The sequence below is a fragment of the Ruminococcus flavefaciens genome, assembly GCF_900143025.1.
Lineage (GTDB): Bacteria > Bacillota > Clostridia > Oscillospirales > Ruminococcaceae > Ruminococcus > Ruminococcus flavefaciens_I.
The window spans coordinates 78418-99375 of sequence record NZ_FRCT01000002.1 but is presented as its reverse complement, the minus strand read 5'-3'; the positions used below and the strand labels follow the sequence as shown (position 1 = coordinate 99375).

Here is a 20958-nt window from a genome sequence, read left to right as displayed (position 1 = left end):
AAATATCACCTCAGGTAATAATATGCAGATATATCTCACAAAATGAAAAAGGAGCAGTATAAACTGCTCCGAAAAATCAATTTTTCTGCATTATAATAAACGAATTCCTGTTATCGCCTGACAGCTCATAATTGCCTGAAATAGGCACTCTTGTTTCAAGTCTGTCGTCATTACCGGAAACGCTGTATATCTGGTATGATTCGCTATTAAATGTAAAAGAATACGGTTCCTCAAAAGTATACTGCTCAAGATAATCAACATACTCTTCAAGGCACATCTTCTTACTTGACATAATAGCAGCATGGACCTCGCCTACATATCTCAGATGCCAAGGACAATACTCATTGCCCGTTTTTTCCTTTTTACCCTCAGGATATCTAACTACAAAACCGTACTTCCAACAATTCTCTACTACCCAGCCTTCAGCGTCACAGCCATCGTATTCAAGAACATTTCCGTACGCATTTAAAGCAAGATCAACACAGTATCCAGCTTTAGACTCGCTAAATTTCTTAGGGCAAAGTGAATCTTCACCTGTAAATGTATCAGTTGTTCCATAAACCATAAAATCTGCAAGACCTATTTCGTTTGCATAATCTTCCATCATACGGTTCAAGGCACCTGCTGCATCTTTGTTAAGAAGGTATGACTTTTCATCAACAATAGAATAAAATTCGTTTTTCTCCTCTGCAAGGTCGACCATATGTCCCTGATCACTCACACTTGCAGGAGCCTTATCTGTATAAACAGAAAGGATTCCCTTTGATATATCGTCCTTTGATAATTCAAACTCTGAATATCCCAGATATTTTATACCTTCAAAAGCTGTAGTTGCTTCATCTGTTGTTCCGTATGAAAGGCTGTTGCCGGTCAACGGCTCAGCATTATCCTCTGAATTGCGAAAATCGCCATGTATCGTAAGATTATACGGCTGATGACTTTCAAGACTCCTTCTGATAGTATCAGCACCGAAAAGTGTTCCTGCTGTTAAAACCATAGCAAGAAAAACACGGCCTACTCTAAGCCTGCATTTCTTTGTCTCACTCATTGTTCATATCCTCCAAGGGTTTGTTCTACACTAAAAGCCGCCTATGTTCTGCTTTTTTATATTTATTCAGGCGGCGTATATGCTTTACCGCCTGTGCAGTAAACGCTGTACGCGCTTAACGTATTATATATATTGTTCCAATTAGTCTTGCCTCCGCAGAGCACGAGTATATATTTCTTTCCGTTTATCTCTGCAAAAGTCGCCATGCAGTTTCCTGCTTCATCTGTAAATCCGGTTTTTCCGCCGATTATCTTTACCCCGGGCATTTCATCACCATACATTCTGCTGAAAAGCGTACTTTCAAATGTAAGCCCTTCGGGATTCTGTTTTGTAGGCGGAACTTTATACTCAACTGCTGAAAGGACCTCACGACAGACGGGATCTTGTATTGCATATTCAAGCATCATAGCAATATCCTCGGCTGTACTGTAATTATCTTTGTTATGCAGTCCCACAACATTTGTAAAATGCGTATTTTTTAAGCCTATTTCCCTGCATTTGTCATTCATAAGCCTGACAAACGCCTCTTCACTTCCTGCAACATATTCCGCTGCTGCAAGTGAAGCATCTGCCCCCGAGCACAAAATCATACCATAAAGAACATCCTTTAGTGACGGAGTTTCATCAGGTTCAAAACCTGCTCTTGAAGCGTCCAGAGCAATATAAGGTGCCACCATATCATATGTGATCGGTATGGTAGCTGAAAGATCATCTATATTTTCGACAGCAACGATCAGCGTCATTATTTTTGTAAGCGACGCAGGATACAGTTTAATTTGTTCATTTCTGTAGGCGATCACTTTACTGTCATCAACATTTATCAGGATAGCATTTTTAGCGTCGTAATCCTTTGTAAATTCCTTAGACTTGTCCGTCTTTTCAGGGGAAATAATAAAAGGCACCACCGCTTCTCCTGCTTGTTCTGTAGTAGCCGCGGAAATATCAGACAATTCGCCTGTACATACAACAAAGCTGTCTGATACAGCACTATCAGGAACAGTACGCCCGTCATGCTTTATCAGATACATTGCAGCAGTAATTCCGCCAAATATAAGAACTAAAAGGAAAAACGCTGTGCCTGCTTTCATCAAGTTAGCATTGCGCCATTGCTTCCTTCTTTTGTTCATTCTACACCTCAAATTTTATCTCTGTATTTTCCATTATAATACAATATTTATATTATGTCAACAAAATTTGCAAAATCTACAGTTTGCACAAATTTGCACACGTTCAATAATACAAAATGCCAAAAAATAATTTTCAGATAATTTTAAAGAAGTCCCTGCCGCTCAAATTGCAACAGGGACTTTCTTTTATATTTCTACCGCAGCATATTTTTTCAGTTCAAAAGAGTACAAAAACGCTTCTTTAACTTTCTTGCCTGTTGTAAGCTCAATAGCTGCTTTATATAGTTTAAGCTGCATAGAATACCGTTCACGCAGCTTCTCAAGCGACACTCCCCTGTCCGACTTGTAATCCACGATAACTATGCCATCTTTTTCTTCAAACATCAGGTCGATTATTCCTTTTATCATACCGTCGGAATGTTTAAGCTTTTCAAGAGCTTCATTATCTGTATCAAGCTGTGACACTGCTACCATAAACTTCTTTTCTCGGACATATGATATTGCTGCACATATACGTTTATACAGAGAGCTTTCAAAAAACGCTTTAACATTTTCGATATTTATCGACTCAGCTTCCGGCGATGATATATATCCTTTATTCATTACATTCTTTATCTCGGCGCTTGTATCATTTATTGCATTATCAAAGTTGCAGTACTGAAAGAACGTATGTATAGCCGTACCTCTTTCAGCACCGCTGAGTCTTGAACCTGCGGATTTGAATTTAGGACGCTTCAGTTTAAAATCAAATATCTCATTGCTGTTTTTAAGCTTTTTCGTTATTTCTGTAACGCTGAGTTTGGCAGGAGTTTCAGAAAGAGTCTTATCATATTTATATGATATTATCTCTTTCATATCCGATATTGTTTTTTCATCTGGTATTGCTTCATCTGCTTCCTCAGCCTGCTCCGTATCCGATACATCTATGCTGTCAACAAATTCAAACTCAAAAAGCTTTTTATCATTTCTTAATCTGCTGTTAGCATCAACATTTTCTATCTCATAATGCTCTGCAACTTCTGCAAACAGCTCATCACGGATCATACTTGACCATATCCAATCAGAAAAGCTCTTTGCTTCGCTTACACTTTCCCGGATATCGCCATTATGCAGTATACAGCTCTCTGTAATAGAATTCACTCTTTTAAGCGCCTTTTCGCCGCATTTAAGATTTATAAAAAGCTGCTGCTTTGCTCTTGTCAGTGCGACATATAAAAGACGCATCTCTTCGCTTCTTGTATCGCGCTCCTCTTCAGCGGACAGCATTACCTGCTGGAAGGTCTTGTATTTCCTGTACAGAATCGGATCATACAATACATATCCAATGCGTCCGTCAGGACTGCACATAACAGTTTTAGAGTCGAACTGAAAGTTGACCGATGTTTCAGCAATAAATACAAACGGAAATTCCAGTCCTTTTGATCTGTGCATAGTGAGAACAGACACATAGTCACCTGATGACGACGCAACCTTTCCCTGTGCATAGTCACCGTTATCCATTACTCTGTCAAGATGTCTCAGGAAACCATTCAGACCGCCTGAACCGTCAAATGCAGCCGTGCTTTCGTAATTCTGAGCATACTGTATAAGCGCACGAAGATTAGCTCTTTTCTTTTCTCCGTCACTGTAAAGCTGCATAACCGAAATAAAGTCAGTAGAATCATATATCTCGCCTATAAGCTCGCCTATAGTCATTGTTACGGAGTCAAGTCTGAATGCGTCTATAGACTCAAGAAAATCCATACATCTTTCACGAAGGAACATATCATCACATTCAGGATATTCACCGTCTGCGATCCCTCTGATTATCGGGAAAAGTGCTCTTTTCTTGTCATACGACCGTATTACAGCTATATCCTCTATACTGAACATATACATAGGCGAAGTCATAACAGCTGCAAGAGGAATATCCTGTATAGGGTTACTGATAACCCTTAACAGATCAATAAGCACAGCTATTTCTCTTGCCTTCAGATATCCCGATTCTTCACTTCCTTTGGCAGGGATCCCGTTTTTATTAAGTTGTTCAGCATAAATATTTATATACTTATTATTTCTTACAAGTATGCAGAAATCACAAGGGCGACACGGACGTTCCGAACCGTCTTTATCTGTAACTGACACTCCAGATCTGATCATATCCGCTATTTTCCCTGCTGTATACACTACTTCAGCATTTATCTTTTCATCTTCATCTTCTTCACTTGCATCATCATTTATAAATGCAAAATGTGTAAGCCTATGTGATGAATTATTGTCCGAATACTGTTCAGCTCCGAAATAAAGCTTCTCATTATCAGTATAATTTATATCACCGCACTTTTCAGACATTATCTGTCCGAAAACATAATTCACGAAATCGATTACCTGAGGCGAGCTTCTGAAATTCTTATTAAGACTTATAGCCTGATTTTTACAATCGTTATCAGGCGAATAGCTCTCGGATCTGTGAAGCGTATTTATAAAATTCTTTGGATTTGCAAGTCTGAAACGATAAATAGACTGTTTTACATCGCCTACAAGGAATACATTGCTGCCATATAAGGGCTCATGGTTTTCATCTGTACGAAAATCCTTTGAGATCAACTTAAATATCAGATCCTGTTTATTGTTTGAGTCCTGATACTCGTCTATCATTATGATGTCATAGTATTCAACTATCCTCTCAGCTATCTCGCTTCTGACTATATTTCCATTATCATCTGTATCCGCAAGAATCTCCAGTGCTAATCTTTCGCCGTCATCAAAGGAAAGCCCGTTTTTTTCGCATTTCTTTTCCCAGATAAGCTCCTGATACTTTTTCAGCATTTCCGCAAGAACAACTGTGACTTCACCACATTCCCTGTAATCGCTCTCAACAGATAAAACACTGTTTATAACCTTTGCTGCCGTCTTTTTTATTATATCACGCTTTTTCTTGTATATTTCACGCAGAGCTTTATCATGCGGAGTTTTACCTACCCTCACCAGATCAGAAAAATCCAACGCCTTTGCAGATTCACTTTCATCAGGAAGCCGTGAGCATCTGAATACTGCAAGCAGATCGGCTATCTTATCATAGTCATCTTCTGCAAGTGCACAAGACTTTTCCGCAGCTGCTGACGACATATCGGGAAATATCCTGCTGATAAGACCTATATTGTCATCGGCTGCCTTCTGTGCTTTTTCAAGCTCTGATATCATAGCTGACATAAGACTTTTGAAGTAAAAAGACTCCTTAAAATCAGCTTTATACATATCTACAGCCTTATCAAGCCATTTATCCCTGAAAGCAACAGACGAAAGAAAGCTGTCAGCTCTTTCGATAACTTCAATGAGCCTTTTTTCGTCCTTTATGCAGAACCTGTCATACATGAAAGAGATTTTTTCGTACTCATTCTGACTATAATAGTTTATAAGCTCGTCCATAGCCCGTGCTCTGAGCACCTTGTTATCACTGTCATCAAGAACCGCAAATCCTGATGTTATTCCCGTTTCGCTCATATTATCACGTATCAGGTCAAAACAGAAGGAGTTTATAGTGGATATCCTTGCACTCTGGAGAAGTATCTGCTGTTTGAGCAAATGTTTATCATCAGGTCTGTCGTTTATAAGCTCTCTCAGCTTGACATCAAGTCTTTTTTTCAGTTCAGAGGCTGCATCATTTGTAAATGTTACAACGATCATCCTGTCTGCTCTTACACCGCTGTCCTTATCAGCGATAAGCTTTATGAGCCTTTCTGTAAGAACAGCTGTTTTTCCGCTTCCTGCCGCTGCCGATACAATAAGAGACGTATCTCTTGCATCAATGGCATTCTGCTGCTGTTGCGTCCAGCCCATGCTTACTCCTCCTTTCCGCTGAATTTTTTACCGAGTATCTCTTCGGCTTTCATAACCTGCTCCGCATCCGGTATTCTTTTATTCTCGAGCTCTGAATTATCGCATATATTCGCATACTCACAGTATGTACACGGCACCTTACCGTCTATAACAAGCGGTTCAGCTTCTGCATTTCCCTCAAGAAGAGACTCTGCCATACTTACCAGCTTTGAGTACGTGTAATTTCTCAGAAGTGTCATTCCCTCTGACGAAACACAGGAGGAATTTCTGTCGGGAACTCCGTTTTTATCAAGCTTTACCGGTATGAACTCTCCTCCTACATCTGTTTCCATAGCTTCAAGGATATCAATGTCTCCCAGCACAAGTCCGCTTGTTTTAAGAGAGGACTTTACCGCACCATTATTTCTTGATGAGACCTTATGAGGTTCAAGATGAACGTCTGAAATCCTTACAGGTGAGTAAAGAACGCCCGCAGGCTCATAGCCTTCATAAAGTCCGCCCTTATCTGTGGAGGCAAACAGATAAAGCAGCATCTGCATATTGATACCACAGGCAAGAGTCTCGGCAGTTATCTCCTTGCGGCTGCTTTTGTAATCAATTATCCTGAGGTAATCCTCACCGTTTATATTACACACATCGGCTCGGTCAACTATTCCGCCAAAGCTAAGCTTCTTTTTATCGCCGAACGAAAGGACTACGGAATGGCTTTCCCGCAGATCAAGTTCAAAATCATGGGGCACAAATTCAGAAGCCATAAGAGACTGCTGAGTATAAAGGAATACATCTGACATTCGTTCGGTAAGCTTATTGAAGATAAGCTCAAATTTCGCATCTTTTCCGAAGTCTCCTGCCAGAGTCTCGTTTTTATACTTTTCAGCGCACCTGTTTATCTCATCTCTCACTTCATCATATAACATATTTATAAAATCACGCTTTGTACGTGAACCGAGAATACCGTAAAAACACTCGTGAGTAAGCTCTCCTGCTATCCTTGCATCAAGACTTACCTTTTCGTTAAGCCTTAATCTGAGGCATTTATCGCAGAAATACTTGAAATGACAAAGATTATACTCTTCAAGCCCTGTTGAAGAAAGCTTTAAAGGCTCAAAATCCTGTAGCTTCTCCATGATATTTCTGTCTATTTTATAATTCTGAGAGCGATCTCCTCTGCTGAAAACATAAGAAAGCCTTCTTCTGTACTCGCTGTCGCTCATAAGCAGACTTTTTATAGACGCAACCGAAGTATCATTGACGTTTCGCTCCTGCATATAGTGATAAAACGCAGAATGAAGAGTAACAGCATAAAATTCAACAGGAATATCCTCATCTTTTTTTCTTATTGAGCTGTCACCGAACATTCCTATTATTCTGTCAATAAGCGGAGCAGGATACTTAGCCTGTCCCGCAAGATCAGACAGAGGATAGGTTATAAAAAGCTTATGCGATGCCGCAGATATAGCTTTATATACTACCAGTCTTTCAGATGCTATAAGCTCCGACAAAGGAGTTGAAAGCTCTATACCATGTTCGGCAAGCTTAGACTTGTCTGCTTCAGAAAAAAGCCCGTGCAGACTTATCTGATTAGGAAAATCTCCGTCATTAGCTCCCATTACAAAAACGATCTTCGGAGCATCAAGCCTTGCCATTCTTGCAGAAGCAGCTGTTACAGCATCAAGAGTCTGAGGAGGAACAGAGTACTTTATCCTGCCAATCATGGACCTTATTATCCTGTTTATCTCCGAAAAACTTATTTCGCGTTCTCCAAGAGTATCGTTTATACAGTCAAGAATGTCTATCAGACAGCCCCACAGTCTTTTAAGCTCTGCTGCCTCATAGTCCTTGTCCTGATCTATAAGCTCGCCCATAAGACGTGCAGTATTCTTTTCTGCACCACATTCAACCAGATGATCGTACAGATGCATACATATCTTATCGGCTGTCTTATCACGTTTAATACGCTTTCTGAGCTTTATTACAGGCTCAATTACGCGGCATCTTATATTTTCGAGAAGCTCCAGCTCATTGTCCTGCGCAGTAAACGGCTCAGTCCACATATCACCGTCAACATCCCATTTGTAGCAATAGTTTTCAAGCAGTGACGCTTCTGTGAGCGAAACGTCAATAAGCCCGCTTTTCACAAGTCTGAATATCTGCTCAGACCTGAATTTGCGGCTGCAAAGAATGTCCAGCAGAGTCAGGAAATAGACCATAACCGCCGTATGATCGACTGACTTTTCAAGACTTAAAAAATACGGGATATCATATCTTTTGAATGCAGCCTTGAGAACGTCTGAGTAGCTTGCGATATCATTGGAGATAATAGCGATATCACGGTATCTGAGGCTATTATCCTCAAAAAGTAAATGCTTTACGGCAGCGCAGACGTACTCAGCCTCGCTATACATATCCCTTGCCTCAAATATATGGATATTCTCGGCTTTCGGAGAATTTTCAGGCTCGTTTCTAAGATTTCTCAGAGCACGGCTGCTGACGTATTCAAGATCAGGTGTTTTGAACCTGTAATATTCACCGCACTGAGTTATGCTGCATTCCTTCCCCAGCTCACGACATATCCCTGATAATTTTCTATACGTATCATTAACGGTTTCAAAGAGAGTGTATTCACCCGCGTTTACATCATCTGTTCTTAGGGTCATAATGACATTATCGGCAGAAGAAAGCATGACTTTCAGCATTTCGTACTGATCGGCAGTAAAGCTTTCAAACTCATCAAGAAATACAGTCTTTCCGCAAAAATATCTGTTCAGGTTTGCGACATTTGCAGCCTCGCGTATATTGTCCAGCTCGTCTTTAAAGCCGTATTCTTCCATAAGGCGCTGATATTCAAGGAATATAACAGCAACGTCATTGGTTTTATCCATAAGCCTTCTGTCAAGAAGCTGTGAACGCTGCACAAGCTCTTCAGGACTTATCCCTGCACGCTTCATATCCCGTATCAGTGTAGTTATCTCCTCGGCAAAACCGCTCTGCATACTCTGTCTGCGAAAGCTTGCAAGCGACTCAGGACGCGACAAAGCTGATGAAACAGCCTGATACACAAGTATCATCTTAGCCATTTCATCAGCAAATTCGCCTTTTCTGTCAGGATCACCATAGATCTGAAAAAGCTGCCTTGCGAGTCCTGTAAAGCTCAGTGAAAACAGCTCGTTGAAATTCTCAGCTCCAAGGTAGAAATACAGCTTTTTATCAAAATCCTGTGAATACTGTTCAGGAACGACAATACATAATTTATCAGCAGCAGAACACTTTTCTTTTATTCGCCCGAACATCTTTGTCGTTTTTCCGCTGCCTGACGGACCGATAATGAATTCTACCATAATTTCTCCTGTGATACAAAATATGCATACCGCAGAATACGGTATGCATATTGGATTTCATTGCTCAAAAACCGTTAAGGTGAGCTTCTTTCATAACCTTCGGGAAATTGATATATGCGTAATCGCAGTTTACAATCCCGTTTATTCCGTTTACCTTGCCTGTGCTTGAATACTGCCACATATTATAGTTTTTATTAAAACCGGGCTTTGAAACGCCGTAGTGAGCTACCCACACGTCATATGACTTGAATAAGGATTCATCAAGTCTTGTGCTGAGGAAGTTCACATTGCTCTTTATTCCCACGTAATAGCCCTTTTTTTCAAGAGTGGAGCAGAAAGCCTTTGCAATGTCCGAAAGCGCCTTGTTACTGAGAGAATTCAGACAGACATCTTCAAGACTGTAATATACAGGATACGCATATTTTCTATTCTTTATTACCTCGTAACAAGCCTCTGCCTCAAGAACAGCGTCCTCGGGAGATGATGCGTAACTATACCAGTAAACGCCGCAGTCGATGCCTGCCTTTGCGGCACCCTCGATATTCGCCTCGAAATATTTATCCTTCTGTGAAGAAAGATTACCGTAGCCAGCACGGATTATAGCATAATCAACGTCGGATTTTGCAACCTTGTCCCAGTCTATCTTAGCCTGCCATACAGAAACATCTATTCCCTTTGCAACTACCTTTTCTGTCGATGCAGGGTACTGCACAGGAGAAATACTTGTCTCTGTTCCGTCGGGATTATAAGTATCAGGTGAAATAATATAAGGATAGTTGATATAGCAGTGGTCAAGGTCAACATCTGTACTTATACCATTGACTCTTCCTACCGCATTATACTGCCACATACCGTAATCGCCTGAGAAAGCAGGCGCATTAACGTTCCAGTGAGCTACCCATACAGCATACTTGTCAAGTACCTGCTTATATACCTTAGTCGAAAGCAGACTTGTAAAGCTGTAGATACCTGCATGATATCCCTTCGACTCTATCGTAGAACAGAAAGTATCGATTATTGCGGAAACCTCGGCAGCAGAAAGCTTTTTATGCTTTTCCTCCTCGATATCAAAATAAACAGGATATGTAATGTTATAATCCTTGATTATCTGATAACAGCCCTCTGCCTCATCTCGTGCAGCCTCAACATCATAAGCATAGCTGTACCAGTAGATGCCTATGTCCATGCCCACCTTCTGGGCCTCGGTGATGTTGTACTTGAACCAGGTATCTATCTGATTAGGATACTTTTTAGCATTTCCGTAGCCTGCCCTGATTATAGCGAAATCTATTCCGCTGTCCTTTACAGCCTTCCAGTCTATTTTTCCCTGTGCGTAGGAAACGTCGATGCCCTCGGATTTTCTGTACATAAGCTCGGGATCTCCCGAATGGAGCTTTACGTACTTCTGGTGTGCATCATAAATATCAAACACATTGAACGGTGTTTCTGACACCGCCTCAACAACCGGCTCAGTAACGTCCGTTTTAATGTCAGATGAACTGCCGACAGCCCATACATTTGATGATATGCCTTCACTGTCAGACTCTTTACTTTCATTGAAAATTGTGCTATCATATATATCAGTAATAGGTTCGTTCGCAGCGAAAGCCTGCAACGCTGTAGCCGAACATATAACAGTACCGGTGATCAATACTGAAAGCAAGCTTTTTAATTTGCCCATGGCTGATCTAACTCCTTCTCATAAACGTCACAAAAAGAAATCCTTACGTACGTTTCAATTTTGTTTATTATAACATTTTTCCATGCAAAATTCAACCTCTAAAGCTAAAAAAGCAGGTTTAAACATTAAATTTTGTAAGGTATGAAGAAAAACAGGATTTTTTTTTGTAACTTATAGATACTTTTTTGTAACATTTAGGTGATTGAAAAATGAAAGAATTTGTAATTAATGACAATGACAGTGGTCAGAGAATAGATAAATTTGTTGCAAAAGCTCTCCCGGACCTCCCTAAAAGTATGATGTATCGACTTATTCGCAAAAAAGACATAAAGATCAACGGTAAAAGATGCGATATATCAGACCGACTCAATACAGGTGACATTATAACTATTTATGTCAAAGACGAGGTATCAGCCGAGAAAAAACATGATATGAGCTTTCTGAAATGCTCTCCTGAGCTTGAAATAGTCTATGAGGACGAAAACGTACTTATCGTAAACAAACCTGTAGGCCTCGACTCTCATTCAAACGGAAGCCCTATGACAGATACTCTGATAGACAAAATAAAGCACTATCTGTACAATAAGAAGGAATATCTCCCCGACACTGAAAGCTCTTTCGCACCTGCCCTGTGCAGCCGCCTCGACAGAAATACCTGCGGACTTGTTACCGCTGCAAAAACTGCTTGCGCTCTCAGAGAGATAAACGAAGCTATACGTTCGGGAAATGTACATAAGATATACCATTGCATAGCTGTAGGAAGGCTCCCGCAAAAAGAGGATATCATAACTGCATATCATCAAAAAGACGAGTCAAGAAATCTCGTAAAGATCTCTGACTCGCCTGTTGACGGCTATAAGCCTATAAAGACAGGATATCGCGTACTTTCGGAAAAAGGTACTCTCTCCCTTGTAGAAGTAACTCTTTATACGGGACGTACTCATCAGATACGCGCCCACCTTGCACATATAGGTGCACCTCTGCTCGGTGACGGAAAATACGGCTCTGTTGCCGCAAATAAGCGTTACGGTGTATTCCGTCAGGCACTCTGCGCCTATTCACTTGAATTCCTTATTCCCAAGACCTCGGATATGCACTATCTCAACACTTTGGAGTTAAAAGCTCCGAAGCCTGACTTTGAAAAGAAATTCTTTAGTTAGGCTGACCAACTCTGTGTCTGAGGTTTTCCTCTTTAAGCTCTCTGCCCTCTGCAATAAGAGCACGCATTGTCTCTGCATCTGAGCTTTTCAGCGCATCACTGTATTTCATAAGATTTTTGATAAGCATATCAAGCTCATACTGAAGGTTTTCCTTGTTCTGCATAAACAAGTCTGTCCACATCTTCTCGTTCATAGTAGCTATACGTGTCATATCCTGGAAGCTGCCGCCGCTGAAACCACATTCAAGTCCAAGCTCAGGACTCTTTACATAGGCACTTGAAACGATATGAGCAAGCTGAGAAGTATAAGCTATCATTTTATCATGATTTTCGGGAGTTGTTACAACTATCTTGCCTGCTCCCACTTCACCTGCAAGCTTTTTCAGCAATTCGGTATCCTCTTCTCTGCTGTCCTCGAACGGTGCAACAATAAAATTAGCTTTAACGAAAAGATCGGCTGTGCTGTTGTAATATCCGCCGAATTCCTTACCTGCCATAGGGTGGATACCTACATATCTGAGTCCGTTAGACTCTGCAATTTTTTTCATACGCTCGGAAAATGCGCCCTTTATACCGCAAACATCGGTAATAAGGGTGTTTTTGCTTATTTCAGCAGCGTGCTCACTGAAAAATCTCTCTGTTCCTTCCGGAAAAAGAGCTGCTATGATAAGGTCATAACCCTGATAATTACCGTCAAAGACTTCATCGAGAGCTACGTCACGAAGTGCCGCATTTTCTATATCATGGTTAAGGTCACAGCCAACAACTGTATGATAAGTATATTTTTTAAGAGCCTTACAGAACGAGCCGCCTATAAGTCCAAGTCCGACAACAAGAATTTTCATAATAACATTCCTCCATTGTTCTTTTATCCATTTAAAGTATAACGCTTTAAAAGTGAAAAGTCAATAGCATACAGCCATTTTTTCCATTGATATGATAACAATTTGCTTAACCTCAGCATAAAATACTATGAGAGCAATCTCAAAAACAATCAGAATGGAATGATTTTATGCCAAAGGTCTTTTTGAGCCCTTCCACACAGGAATGGAATAAATACGCCACTGACGGCAATGAAGAACTGTATATGAATCTGCTTGCAGACAGATTAGAGCCGTATCTGCGCTCATGCGGAATAAGCTTTGTACGGAATGATCCTGTTCGCAATGTTACAGGTGCTATATCAGACTCAAATGCAGGAAGTTACGACGTTCATCTTGCACTTCACTCAAATGCTGCCCCTGAAAATCTTGCAGGCAAACTAAGAGGAATAGACATTTACTATGCCCCCAAAAGCTCACTGAGTGAAAAGCTTGCCAACATAATCGCCAATAACCTTAAATCAATATACCCTCTCCCTGACAAGGTTAGAGCTGTCCCCACCTATTCCCTCGGCGAAGTGTTGCGAACAAAGGCTGTTGCCGTGCTCTGTGAGCTCGGATATCACGATAATTATGCAGATGAAGCATGGCTGAAAAATAATCTTGAAGCTATAGCACAAAACATTGCCAATTCACTGTGTGATTACTTCGGTATCCCATTCATTCCCACAGGAGCAGTACGCTGGGGTACTGTAACTACCGACGGAAGTAATCTTAATATACGAGATTATCCCGGACTTTCGGGAAATGTTATCGGCATCATGCCTGACGGTGCAAAGGTCATGATAAACGGAGCTTCAGACGGCTGGTACGTGGTAAATTATAATGGTATAATAGGCTATTCAAGCAGCCGATTCATTACGCTGTAAAAAAATACCGTACAGAAAAACTGTACGGTATTTCACTTTTATTCATCTTTATTCTGCGGCGGACGTCTGCGTCTCTTCTTGTCATTCATCTTTGGAACGGCATATATAGGCTTCATTGGCTTGGCTTTGCTCTTGAATACTATATACGAATATATACATATAAGGATGTATACCGCACACAGCAGGAAGGATACCAAAAGTGCCTTATTGAACCACTTGGACTTGCGGAACATTTTTGCCGCATAAATATTATATTTTGAAGTTGAGCGTTCAACATTGCTTACTGCGACTATCTCAACAGTTCCGAGTTCTTCTCCCGAATATTCAAGTGTGACCTTACCGAGAGGCTCGCCCTTTGCTACAGGTGCCTGCAGCGAATTCTTGTACCATACTATCTTATCTCGGCTTATGGTCGAAATATCTATATCATCGTACCAGAGCAGCGTAAATTCTTCCTTCGGACGCGCAAGAACATAATCATTTCCCTCTGCAAGCTCCACAGGAAGTTCACCGACTTCAGCTGTATCGGCGAGAATTACCTGATATGAAAAATGATTGAACGCCCAGTTGAACAGAGCCATTGAATCTGTTATGTGATAATATGTCGTTTCACCGTCAGCATCGTTCAAAGGTGATTTCATAAGAACCACAAGATACTTGTTTCCGTCGCGGCTTGCCATAGTAACGATATTTCTTCCTGCAAGTTCAAGGTTACCTGTTTTTATACCTTTGGCACCGCTGTAGGTGTAATTGCCGTCAGGCTCCATCATAAGATTTGAATGTGTCCATACCCATTCGTCAGACTGATTTGGGTGACTTTTTGTATTAGGTACTGACGGAGTATACGAATATGTCGTGGAAATATTCTCAAAATAAGGAACACCGAGTGCATACATGGTAAGTGTTGCCATATCATTAGCAGTGGTATACTGATTAGGATCGTACATACCTGTAGGATTTGTAAAGTGTGTATCATTAAGCCCAAGCTCGGCTGCCTTCTCATTCATCATCTCAACAAACCTTGCGGTATTTCCGTCACCTACATGATATGCAATAGTCTCGGCTGCTTCAACAGAGGAAGTAAGCATCATCGCATAAAGCAGATCAGACATCGTAAGAACATCACCGTCAAGTATCTCGGCAAATCTCAGATCATCAGGATACTGTATATTGTAAAGATACTCGAATACCGACTCATCTATTGTGATCTCTTTATTCAGATCAGGATAATTTTCTATACAGACAACAGCTGTCATAATATTGACCAACGGTCCGGGCATCTGTTTTCTGTCCGCATTTTTCTGATGTATTATGGTTTTTGTATCAAGATTTACAAGTACAGCCGATTCACTCATAATACTGATATTTGACGGAAGCGGAAAACTAACGGCTTTAGACCGTAAACTGCACATGAACGGCAAAATAATTATTATTGCTGCAAGCGCACATAAAAACTTTCTCATATATTCTCCTTTATTTCAAGCGCAAAACGCACGTTAATGTCATTCATAGAGACTCTGTTTTCTATTATACCAGATAATTTTGCATTTTAAAAGGGTTTTAAGAAATTTTTTTTAAATTTCTGAAAAATTTTTCTATGCCCTTTACCTTTTCAATAAAATGTGCTACAATAGAAATATACAAAACGATAGCAGCATAGAAAAAAACAAGCTGCTGAAAAAAAGAACAGAAGAACGGAGGTTTTTAATGTGATCTACGTTACAGGAGACACCCACGGAGATATTACCCGCTTTAAAAGCCCTGAAATGAAAAAGTTAGGGCGAGGAGATACTCTCATTATTGCGGGAGATTTCGGCTTTTTATGGGACAATTCAAAACAGGAGAAGGCTGCACTGAAAAAGCTTGCGGATAAGAATTTTACCATTGCTTTTCTTGACGGCTGCCATGAAAACTTCGATTTGCTCGAAAAATACCCGACGGAGGAATGGAAGGGCGGAAAAGTACATATGATCGCGCCCAATATCATTCATCTCTTGCGCGGACAGGTCTACACTATCGAGAAAAGAAAGATATTCACTTTCGGCGGCGGTCACAGTCAGGATATCGAATTCAGGCGTGATAACGACTGGTGGGAGCGCGAGCAGCCCTCACACGAGGAAATAAAGGAAGGCATAGCTCGTCTGCGTGAAAACAATTATAAGTTTGACTATATCATCACCCATGAGCCGCCTGCTTCTTTAAAGGAATGCCTTGGGGTAGACGTACTTGAACGTCTTGAAGTCCATGCTTTTTTTGAAGAGATAATCAGGACCTGTAAATACAGAGAATGGTTTTTCGGAAAATGTCACATCGACAAGCTTATCCCACTTAAATTCCGCGCTGTATTCAACAGCGTTATACAACTAAGATAATCATAATACGAGCAGATCCGACATAGTATATACTATCAGAAAAGAGAGGTATTGCTATGAAAAAAATCAAAATTACGGATCTGCTTATCTTTATTGTGACAGCAGAGCTTGTGGGAGCATTGTCAGCACTATTTTCAGGAAATTTCAGTTCATTCTACGCTGAAAATATACGTCCTCCCCTGTCGCCGCCTTCGTGGCTTTTCCCTGTTGTATGGGCTGTTCTTTACGCACTTATGGGCATATCCGCATATCTTATATGGAATGATAAAGGCAGCGAGATACGCAAAGCGACAGCACTGAAGCTATACTTCGCTCAACTTGCGGTAAACTTCTCCTGGAGCATAATATTCTTCCGTTTCAGGCTATTAAAAGCAGCAGCAGTTACAGCTGTCCTGCTCCTTGCTCTTGTCATAATAATGGCGCTGTCATTCAGAAGAATAAACAAAACCGCTGCAAGACTGAATATTCCGTATATTTTATGGCTAATGTTCGCATCTTATCTTGCGATAGGTGTATATATCCTTAACTGACATAATATGTATAAATTTATTCCATTGTTTTAATATTGATTTAATTATATTCTCCTGATATAATATAATTATCCCGAAAGGGACAATACATACAGGAGGTAATCGTTATGTGCTGCAATAACATCTGGAATATGATCTGCAAATTATTTGGAATTTGCAAATAAGCAAAAACTGCACGGTAATAATTTACCGTGCAGTTTTTATATACCGAAAAATCTTTTTGTGTTTTCCTGCAATGCCACAGTGAGTTCTTCTTCATTTACACGCATATTTTTTGCAAGCTCAGCCACAACATACTTGATATTCTGCGGTACATTTGTGCGGTCAAGCCCTTTGATATTCCGCGGAGTAAGGTACGGAGCATCTGTCTCTGCCATTATTCTGTCGAGCGGGATAAGCTTTACAGCTTCACGCAGTGCACCACCGCGTCTTTCGTCACATATCCAGCCTGTGATACCTATATAAAAGCCCATATCAAGGTATCTTTTCAGTGTATCTTTATCACCTGTAAAGCAGTGAACTACCGATCTTTTACAGATGTCACCATGCTTTCTGAAACGCTGGATAAAGTCGTCGGCAGCCTCCCGTTCATGTAAAAACAAAGGCTTATCAAGCTCCTCTGCTATCTTTATATGATGCTCAAAGCAGCGTATCTGATTTTCACGCGTAGAAAACATACGGTCAAAATCAAGTCCACATTCTCCCACAGCAACGATCTTGTCATTAGTCGAGACTATCTCACGGATACGCTGAAAATCCTCAGCCCTTGCGCTGTCAGCACTGTGAGGGTGGATACCGCAGGTACCAAAGCACTCATGTGTTTTCACAAAGCTGTTTACAGCTTCGCTGCTTTTCATATCCGCTCCTGTAAGTATACAGCCCATCTGTTCAGCCGCTGCATCATTAATAATCTTTTCGGGCTCTCTGAACTGCTTGCAGAACAGATTAAGTCCTATATCATAGTATTTCATATTATTTCCTCATCAAAATGTATCACGTACAGCTCTGCACAGCTGCTCGGCTGCCGCTTTTACGTCATATGCACCGAACACAGCCGAAACTACTGCGATCCCACTGTGGCCGCAGCCTTTGATCTCATGCACATTTTCAGCAGTTATGCCGCCAATGGCAACAGCAGGTATATTCACACAGCCGCATATCTCTGTGAGCTGCTGCGGAGTTATCCTTATTGCATTAGTCTTTGTCGGTGAAGGAAATACTGCACCAACGCCCAGATAATCAGCTCCCGAGCTTTCGGCAAGCCTTGCCTGCTCAACAGTCTTTGCGGTAGCTCCTATAATGAAGTTCTCCCCGGCTATCCTGCGTATCTCAGCAACAGGAGCGTCCTCAATACCAACATGAACTCCGTCAGCACCGCTTTTCAGAGCAACGTTATAATCGTCATTGATAATAAGCGGTACATTGTACTTGTGACATATTTTTAAAAGCTTCTGCGCTTCCTCTATCATTTCTTCCTCGGAAGCCTTTTTTTCTCTCATCTGTACACAGGTAACGCCGCCGAGAATAGCTTCCTCAACAGCTTCCTCAAGACTTTTTCCTTTAAGACAGCCTCTGTCTGTAACAGCATAAAGGAGTAGATCACTTTTTTCTATTTTCATTTTATCACTTCTTTTCAAATTTACTGATGTATTCCGACGGTTCGGCACATTTCATAAATCCGCTCATAACACAGCCGCCTGCTGCACCGCACTTGCGGACAAGTCCGATATTATCCGGTGAGATACCTCCGATAGCGTAGACAGGTATGCTCACGCTTTCGCAAACACTTTTCAGGAAATCAAGCCCACGCGGAGCAAGTCCCTTTTTGCAGTCAGTAGCAAAAACATGACCTGCGGTAATATAGCCTGCTCCGAGCCTTTGTGCTTCAAGTGCGTCCTCAACAGAATGGCAGGATACTCCTATACATTCAAAACTGCTTTTTTCATCATCAGAAAGCTCTCTCAGTATATACAGAGGAAGATGTATATTTTTCCAGCCAAGCTCTATTGCCACTTTCCAATAATAGTGCAGCATAAGCTCTGTACCATATTTACGGCATATATTTATCACTTTTTCTGCAAGTATCCTGTAATCCGTCTCGGAAAGATCTTTTTCCCTGAGTATTATCCTTCTCGGAGAAGCAGCTGCTATTCTGTCAAGCTGCTGCAAAAAATCTCCCTCACACAGATTACGTGCTGTAACACAGATGACATCAGACATAGAGATAATCATTCAGCACAGGCTGGAGTCCCTCCGATGACATATCCTTATACATCTTGTCGAAGCTCCTGCTGTCGTTGATCTCAAACTGCTCGTCGCCCTCAGCGGCTTCGCTTTCCTTGCCTGTGTACTTGCTTTCGTGGTCGCCGATACCTGTGGAAACACCTGCCGAGACCTTAGTTGCGGCAATTTTTACGATACCGTTTCTGAAAGACTCGCTTTCACGGGAAGATACGGTTATACCACAGAATGGCAGGAATATCCTGTATGCACAGAGTATCTGACAAAGCTGCTTTTCATGTACATCAAGTGGATTTATCTCATCATTGTTTATGATAGGACGAAGTCTCGGACATGAAAGAGATATCTCAGCCTGCGGATACTTACGCTGTAAAAAGTATACATGAAGAGCACTTGCAAGAGCGTCCTTTCTGAAATCTGAAAGTCCAAGAAGTGCAGAACAGGCAATGCCTCTCATGCCGCCCATAAGAGCACGCTCCTGAGCCTCAAATCTGTAGGGCCATACACGCTTATGTCCCATAAGGTGAAGCTGTTCATAGCGGTCGCTGTCGTATGTCTCCTGAAATACGGTAACATAGTCCACACCACATTCGTGTAGGTACTTGTATTCATCAGTATTCAGCGGATATACCTCAATACCGACCATGCGGAAATACTTCCTTGCAAGCTTGCAGGCTTCGCCGATATATTCCACGCTGCTCTGAGCACGGCTCTCACCTGTAAGAATGAGTATCTCCTCCATGCCGCTGTCAGCAATTACCTTCATTTCATGCTCGATCTGCTCCATATTCAGCTTCATGCGCTTGATATCATTGTAGCAGTTGAAACCGCAGTATACGCAGTAATTCTCACAGTAATTAGCGATATATAAAGGTGTGAACAGGTATACCGTGTTACCGAAATGCTTTTGTGTCTCAAGCTTTGCCTTCTGAGCCATTCTTTCAAGGAAAGGCTCCGCAGCAGGAGAAAGAAGTGCCTTGAAGTCCTCAACGGTACAGGTCTCATGGTTGAGAGCTGCATTTACATCACGGGCGGTATACTGAGAATAGTCGTAATTCTTCATCTCAGTCATTACCTTATACATAATATCGGACTTTATACGCTCCATGCCCTCCATGTACTCCATATGGTTTGTACGTGACGAGGGATCTGTTTCAAGCATATGCTTTTTTTTCAGTGCAGCCTCGGAGAGCTTATCCGAGTCCACAAAATAATGATTTTCCATTAATTTACCTTCTTTTTTTCTTTTGACTTCTTTATTTCATTTATGAATATAAGCATAAATATTACCGACCAACCTGCATCTACATAAAAATCCTTAAGATCATAGGTCATGACTTTGTAAAAATATACGTAATCCAAGGTATAGCCGTAAAAAAGTGTGTCTAAAAAATTTGCCAAAGCTGATGCAGCAACAAAAACATACGCCTTTCTTGCTGTTTCAGACTTGAAAATCTTATACAAACATATAACGGCTGCAAGTATAGCTGCTTTAAAAAATATCATGGTCAGCTGTGATGTCTCTATATTCAAGTGATTAAATATGCCGTTTTGATTAAGATTGTGCGAGTGCTTTATCATCAGGTATTTGCCTATGATACTTGTCTCAAATCCGGTTTTGCTTAACACAAGCTTTATGAGATGATCAATTGCAGCAAGCGCCGCTGCTGTAATAACGGTAACATTTAACTTCCTGATATCAAAGTGAGAGCTTACGACCGAAACTGCTTTCCATAATAAAGCCGAAATAATAACGCATATAAACACATACATCAGAAGCCCTATCACTCTTTCTGCGCTTTTCATATACTTCAGGTAGAATACAGCTGAAAATAACGGCATAATAAAAAATACAAGATAATGCTTTAATGAAAACTTATTCTCTTCCATAGT

16 protein-coding genes are annotated in these 20958 nt (G+C 41.0%); 4 read left to right on the top strand and 12 right to left on the bottom strand.

Annotated elements, in window-relative coordinates; genetic code table 11:
• Nucleotides 1-76: 76 nt before the first annotated feature.
• The 5 genes from BUB28_RS02595 to BUB28_RS02575 all read right to left on the bottom strand — a co-directional run bounded on the left by BUB28_RS02595 (nt 77) and on the right by BUB28_RS02575 (nt 11013).
• A complete protein-coding gene (locus BUB28_RS02595) occupies nt 77-1048 on the bottom strand; it encodes a D-alanyl-D-alanine carboxypeptidase family protein (protein ID WP_072948406.1) in 972 nt (323 codons plus the stop codon).
• A gap of 62 nt (nt 1049-1110) precedes the next feature.
• Nucleotides 1111-2175 (bottom strand): D-alanyl-D-alanine carboxypeptidase family protein, encoded by a 1065-nt coding sequence (locus BUB28_RS02590; RefSeq protein ID WP_081373350.1) that lies wholly within the window; start codon nt 2173-2175, stop codon nt 1111-1113.
• A gap of 186 nt (nt 2176-2361) precedes the next feature.
• Complete coding sequence (gene addA / locus BUB28_RS02585) at nt 2362-5994, bottom strand: helicase-exonuclease AddAB subunit AddA (RefSeq protein WP_072948401.1); 3633 nt, start codon at nt 5992-5994, stop codon at nt 2362-2364.
• A gap of 2 nt (nt 5995-5996) precedes the next feature.
• Entirely contained in the window at nt 5997-9332 is a 3336-nt protein-coding gene (locus BUB28_RS02580) for a PD-(D/E)XK nuclease family protein (RefSeq protein WP_072948398.1), read from the bottom strand.
• Nucleotides 9333-9396: 64 nt separating this feature from the next.
• Entirely contained in the window at nt 9397-11013 is a 1617-nt protein-coding gene (locus tag BUB28_RS02575; RefSeq protein ID WP_081373349.1) for a glycoside hydrolase family 25 protein, read from the bottom strand.
• Nucleotides 11014-11222: 209 nt separating this feature from the next.
• Here BUB28_RS02575 and BUB28_RS02570 point away from each other — a divergent pair, with 209 nt between their 5' ends.
• Nucleotides 11223-12173 (top strand): RluA family pseudouridine synthase, encoded by a 951-nt coding sequence (locus BUB28_RS02570; protein ID WP_072948395.1) that lies wholly within the window; start codon nt 11223-11225, stop codon nt 12171-12173.
• On the opposite strand, the gene BUB28_RS02565 is transcribed toward BUB28_RS02570, so the two are convergent.
• Nucleotides 12166-13017, bottom strand: coding sequence for a prephenate dehydrogenase (locus tag BUB28_RS02565; RefSeq protein ID WP_072948393.1), 852 nt, complete (start codon nt 13015-13017; stop codon nt 12166-12168). The genes BUB28_RS02570 and BUB28_RS02565 overlap by 8 nt on opposite strands.
• Nucleotides 13018-13184: 167 nt before the next feature.
• Between BUB28_RS02565 and BUB28_RS02560 the strand changes: the two genes are divergently transcribed.
• Nucleotides 13185-13922: an N-acetylmuramoyl-L-alanine amidase gene (locus BUB28_RS02560; protein WP_072948391.1), complete on the top strand. Its 738-nt coding sequence runs from the start codon at nt 13185-13187 to the stop codon at nt 13920-13922.
• Between the two features lie 38 nt (nt 13923-13960).
• Here the strand turns inward: BUB28_RS02560 and BUB28_RS02555 are convergent, their stop codons facing one another.
• Nucleotides 13961-15277 (bottom strand): D-alanyl-D-alanine carboxypeptidase family protein, encoded by a 1317-nt coding sequence (locus BUB28_RS02555; protein ID WP_242939915.1) that lies wholly within the window; start codon nt 15275-15277, stop codon nt 13961-13963.
• A 354-nt stretch (nt 15278-15631) separates the two neighbouring features.
• Here BUB28_RS02555 and BUB28_RS02550 point away from each other — a divergent pair, with 354 nt between their 5' ends.
• Both BUB28_RS02550 and BUB28_RS02545 read left to right on the top strand, forming a co-directional pair.
• Entirely contained in the window at nt 15632-16294 is a 663-nt protein-coding gene (locus BUB28_RS02550; RefSeq protein ID WP_072948387.1) for a metallophosphoesterase family protein, read from the top strand.
• Between the two features lie 56 nt (nt 16295-16350).
• On the top strand, nt 16351-16824 hold the full coding sequence (locus BUB28_RS02545) for a TspO/MBR family protein (RefSeq protein WP_072948385.1): 474 nt from the start codon (nt 16351-16353) through the stop codon (nt 16822-16824).
• A 200-nt stretch (nt 16825-17024) separates the two neighbouring features.
• Here BUB28_RS02545 and BUB28_RS02540 read toward each other — a convergent pair whose 3' ends face one another.
• The 5 genes from BUB28_RS02540 to BUB28_RS02520 are packed head-to-tail and all read right to left on the bottom strand — an operon-like array spanning nt 17025 to nt 20907.
• Nucleotides 17025-17795 (bottom strand): TatD family hydrolase, encoded by a 771-nt coding sequence (locus BUB28_RS02540; RefSeq protein WP_072948383.1) that lies wholly within the window; start codon nt 17793-17795, stop codon nt 17025-17027.
• 12 nt (nt 17796-17807) lie between these two features.
• A complete protein-coding gene (thiE, locus tag BUB28_RS02535; protein ID WP_072948381.1) occupies nt 17808-18443 on the bottom strand; it encodes a thiamine phosphate synthase in 636 nt (211 codons plus the stop codon).
• A 4-nt stretch (nt 18444-18447) separates the two neighbouring features.
• Nucleotides 18448-19044, bottom strand: a complete 597-nt coding sequence (locus tag BUB28_RS02530; RefSeq protein WP_072948379.1) for a thiamine phosphate synthase — start codon at nt 19042-19044, stop codon at nt 18448-18450.
• A complete protein-coding gene (gene thiH / locus BUB28_RS02525; protein WP_072948376.1) occupies nt 19037-20290 on the bottom strand; it encodes a 2-iminoacetate synthase ThiH in 1254 nt (417 codons plus the stop codon). Before thiH ends, BUB28_RS02530 begins: the two co-directional genes overlap by 8 nt.
• The gene (locus BUB28_RS02520; RefSeq protein WP_207647072.1) at nt 20290-20907 is read right to left on the bottom strand and encodes a signal peptidase II; all 618 of its coding nucleotides are present in this window, start codon (nt 20905-20907) and stop codon (nt 20290-20292) included. The genes thiH and BUB28_RS02520 overlap by 1 nt, the downstream gene beginning before the upstream one ends.
• Between the last annotated feature and the right edge of the window lie 51 nt (nt 20908-20958).

Bases quoted from the DNA above. Each gene is read 5' to 3' on its own strand.
- BUB28_RS02590 (WP_081373350.1), bottom strand. From the start codon at position 2,175: ATGAACAAAAGAAGGAAGCAATGGCGCAATGCTAACTTGATGAAAGCA.
- BUB28_RS02595 (WP_072948406.1), bottom strand. From the start codon at position 1,048: ATGAGTGAGACAAAGAAATGCAGGCTTAGAGTAGGCCGTGTTTTTCTT.
- BUB28_RS02545 (WP_072948385.1), top strand. From the start codon at position 16,351: ATGAAAAAAATCAAAATTACGGATCTGCTTATCTTTATTGTGACAGCA.
- BUB28_RS02580 (WP_072948398.1), bottom strand. From the start codon at position 9,332: ATGGTAGAATTCATTATCGGTCCGTCAGGCAGCGGAAAAACGACAAAG.
- BUB28_RS02570 (WP_072948395.1), top strand. From the start codon at position 11,223: ATGAAAGAATTTGTAATTAATGACAATGACAGTGGTCAGAGAATAGAT.
- BUB28_RS02555 (WP_242939915.1), bottom strand. From the start codon at position 15,277: ATGAGTGAATCGGCTGTACTTGTAAATCTTGATACAAAAACCATAATA.
- thiH (WP_072948376.1), bottom strand. From the start codon at position 20,290: ATGGAAAATCATTATTTTGTGGACTCGGATAAGCTCTCCGAGGCTGCA.
- BUB28_RS02575 (WP_081373349.1), bottom strand. From the start codon at position 11,013: ATGGGCAAATTAAAAAGCTTGCTTTCAGTATTGATCACCGGTACTGTT.
- BUB28_RS02560 (WP_072948391.1), top strand. From the start codon at position 13,185: ATGCCAAAGGTCTTTTTGAGCCCTTCCACACAGGAATGGAATAAATAC.
- BUB28_RS02530 (WP_072948379.1), bottom strand. From the start codon at position 19,044: ATGTCTGATGTCATCTGTGTTACAGCACGTAATCTGTGTGAGGGAGAT.
- BUB28_RS02540 (WP_072948383.1), bottom strand. From the start codon at position 17,795: ATGAAATACTATGATATAGGACTTAATCTGTTCTGCAAGCAGTTCAGA.
- BUB28_RS02520 (WP_207647072.1), bottom strand. From the start codon at position 20,907: ATGCCGTTATTTTCAGCTGTATTCTACCTGAAGTATATGAAAAGCGCA.
- thiE (WP_072948381.1), bottom strand. From the start codon at position 18,443: ATGAAAATAGAAAAAAGTGATCTACTCCTTTATGCTGTTACAGACAGA.
- addA (WP_072948401.1), bottom strand. From the start codon at position 5,994: ATGGGCTGGACGCAACAGCAGCAGAATGCCATTGATGCAAGAGATACG.
- BUB28_RS02565 (WP_072948393.1), bottom strand. From the start codon at position 13,017: ATGAAAATTCTTGTTGTCGGACTTGGACTTATAGGCGGCTCGTTCTGT.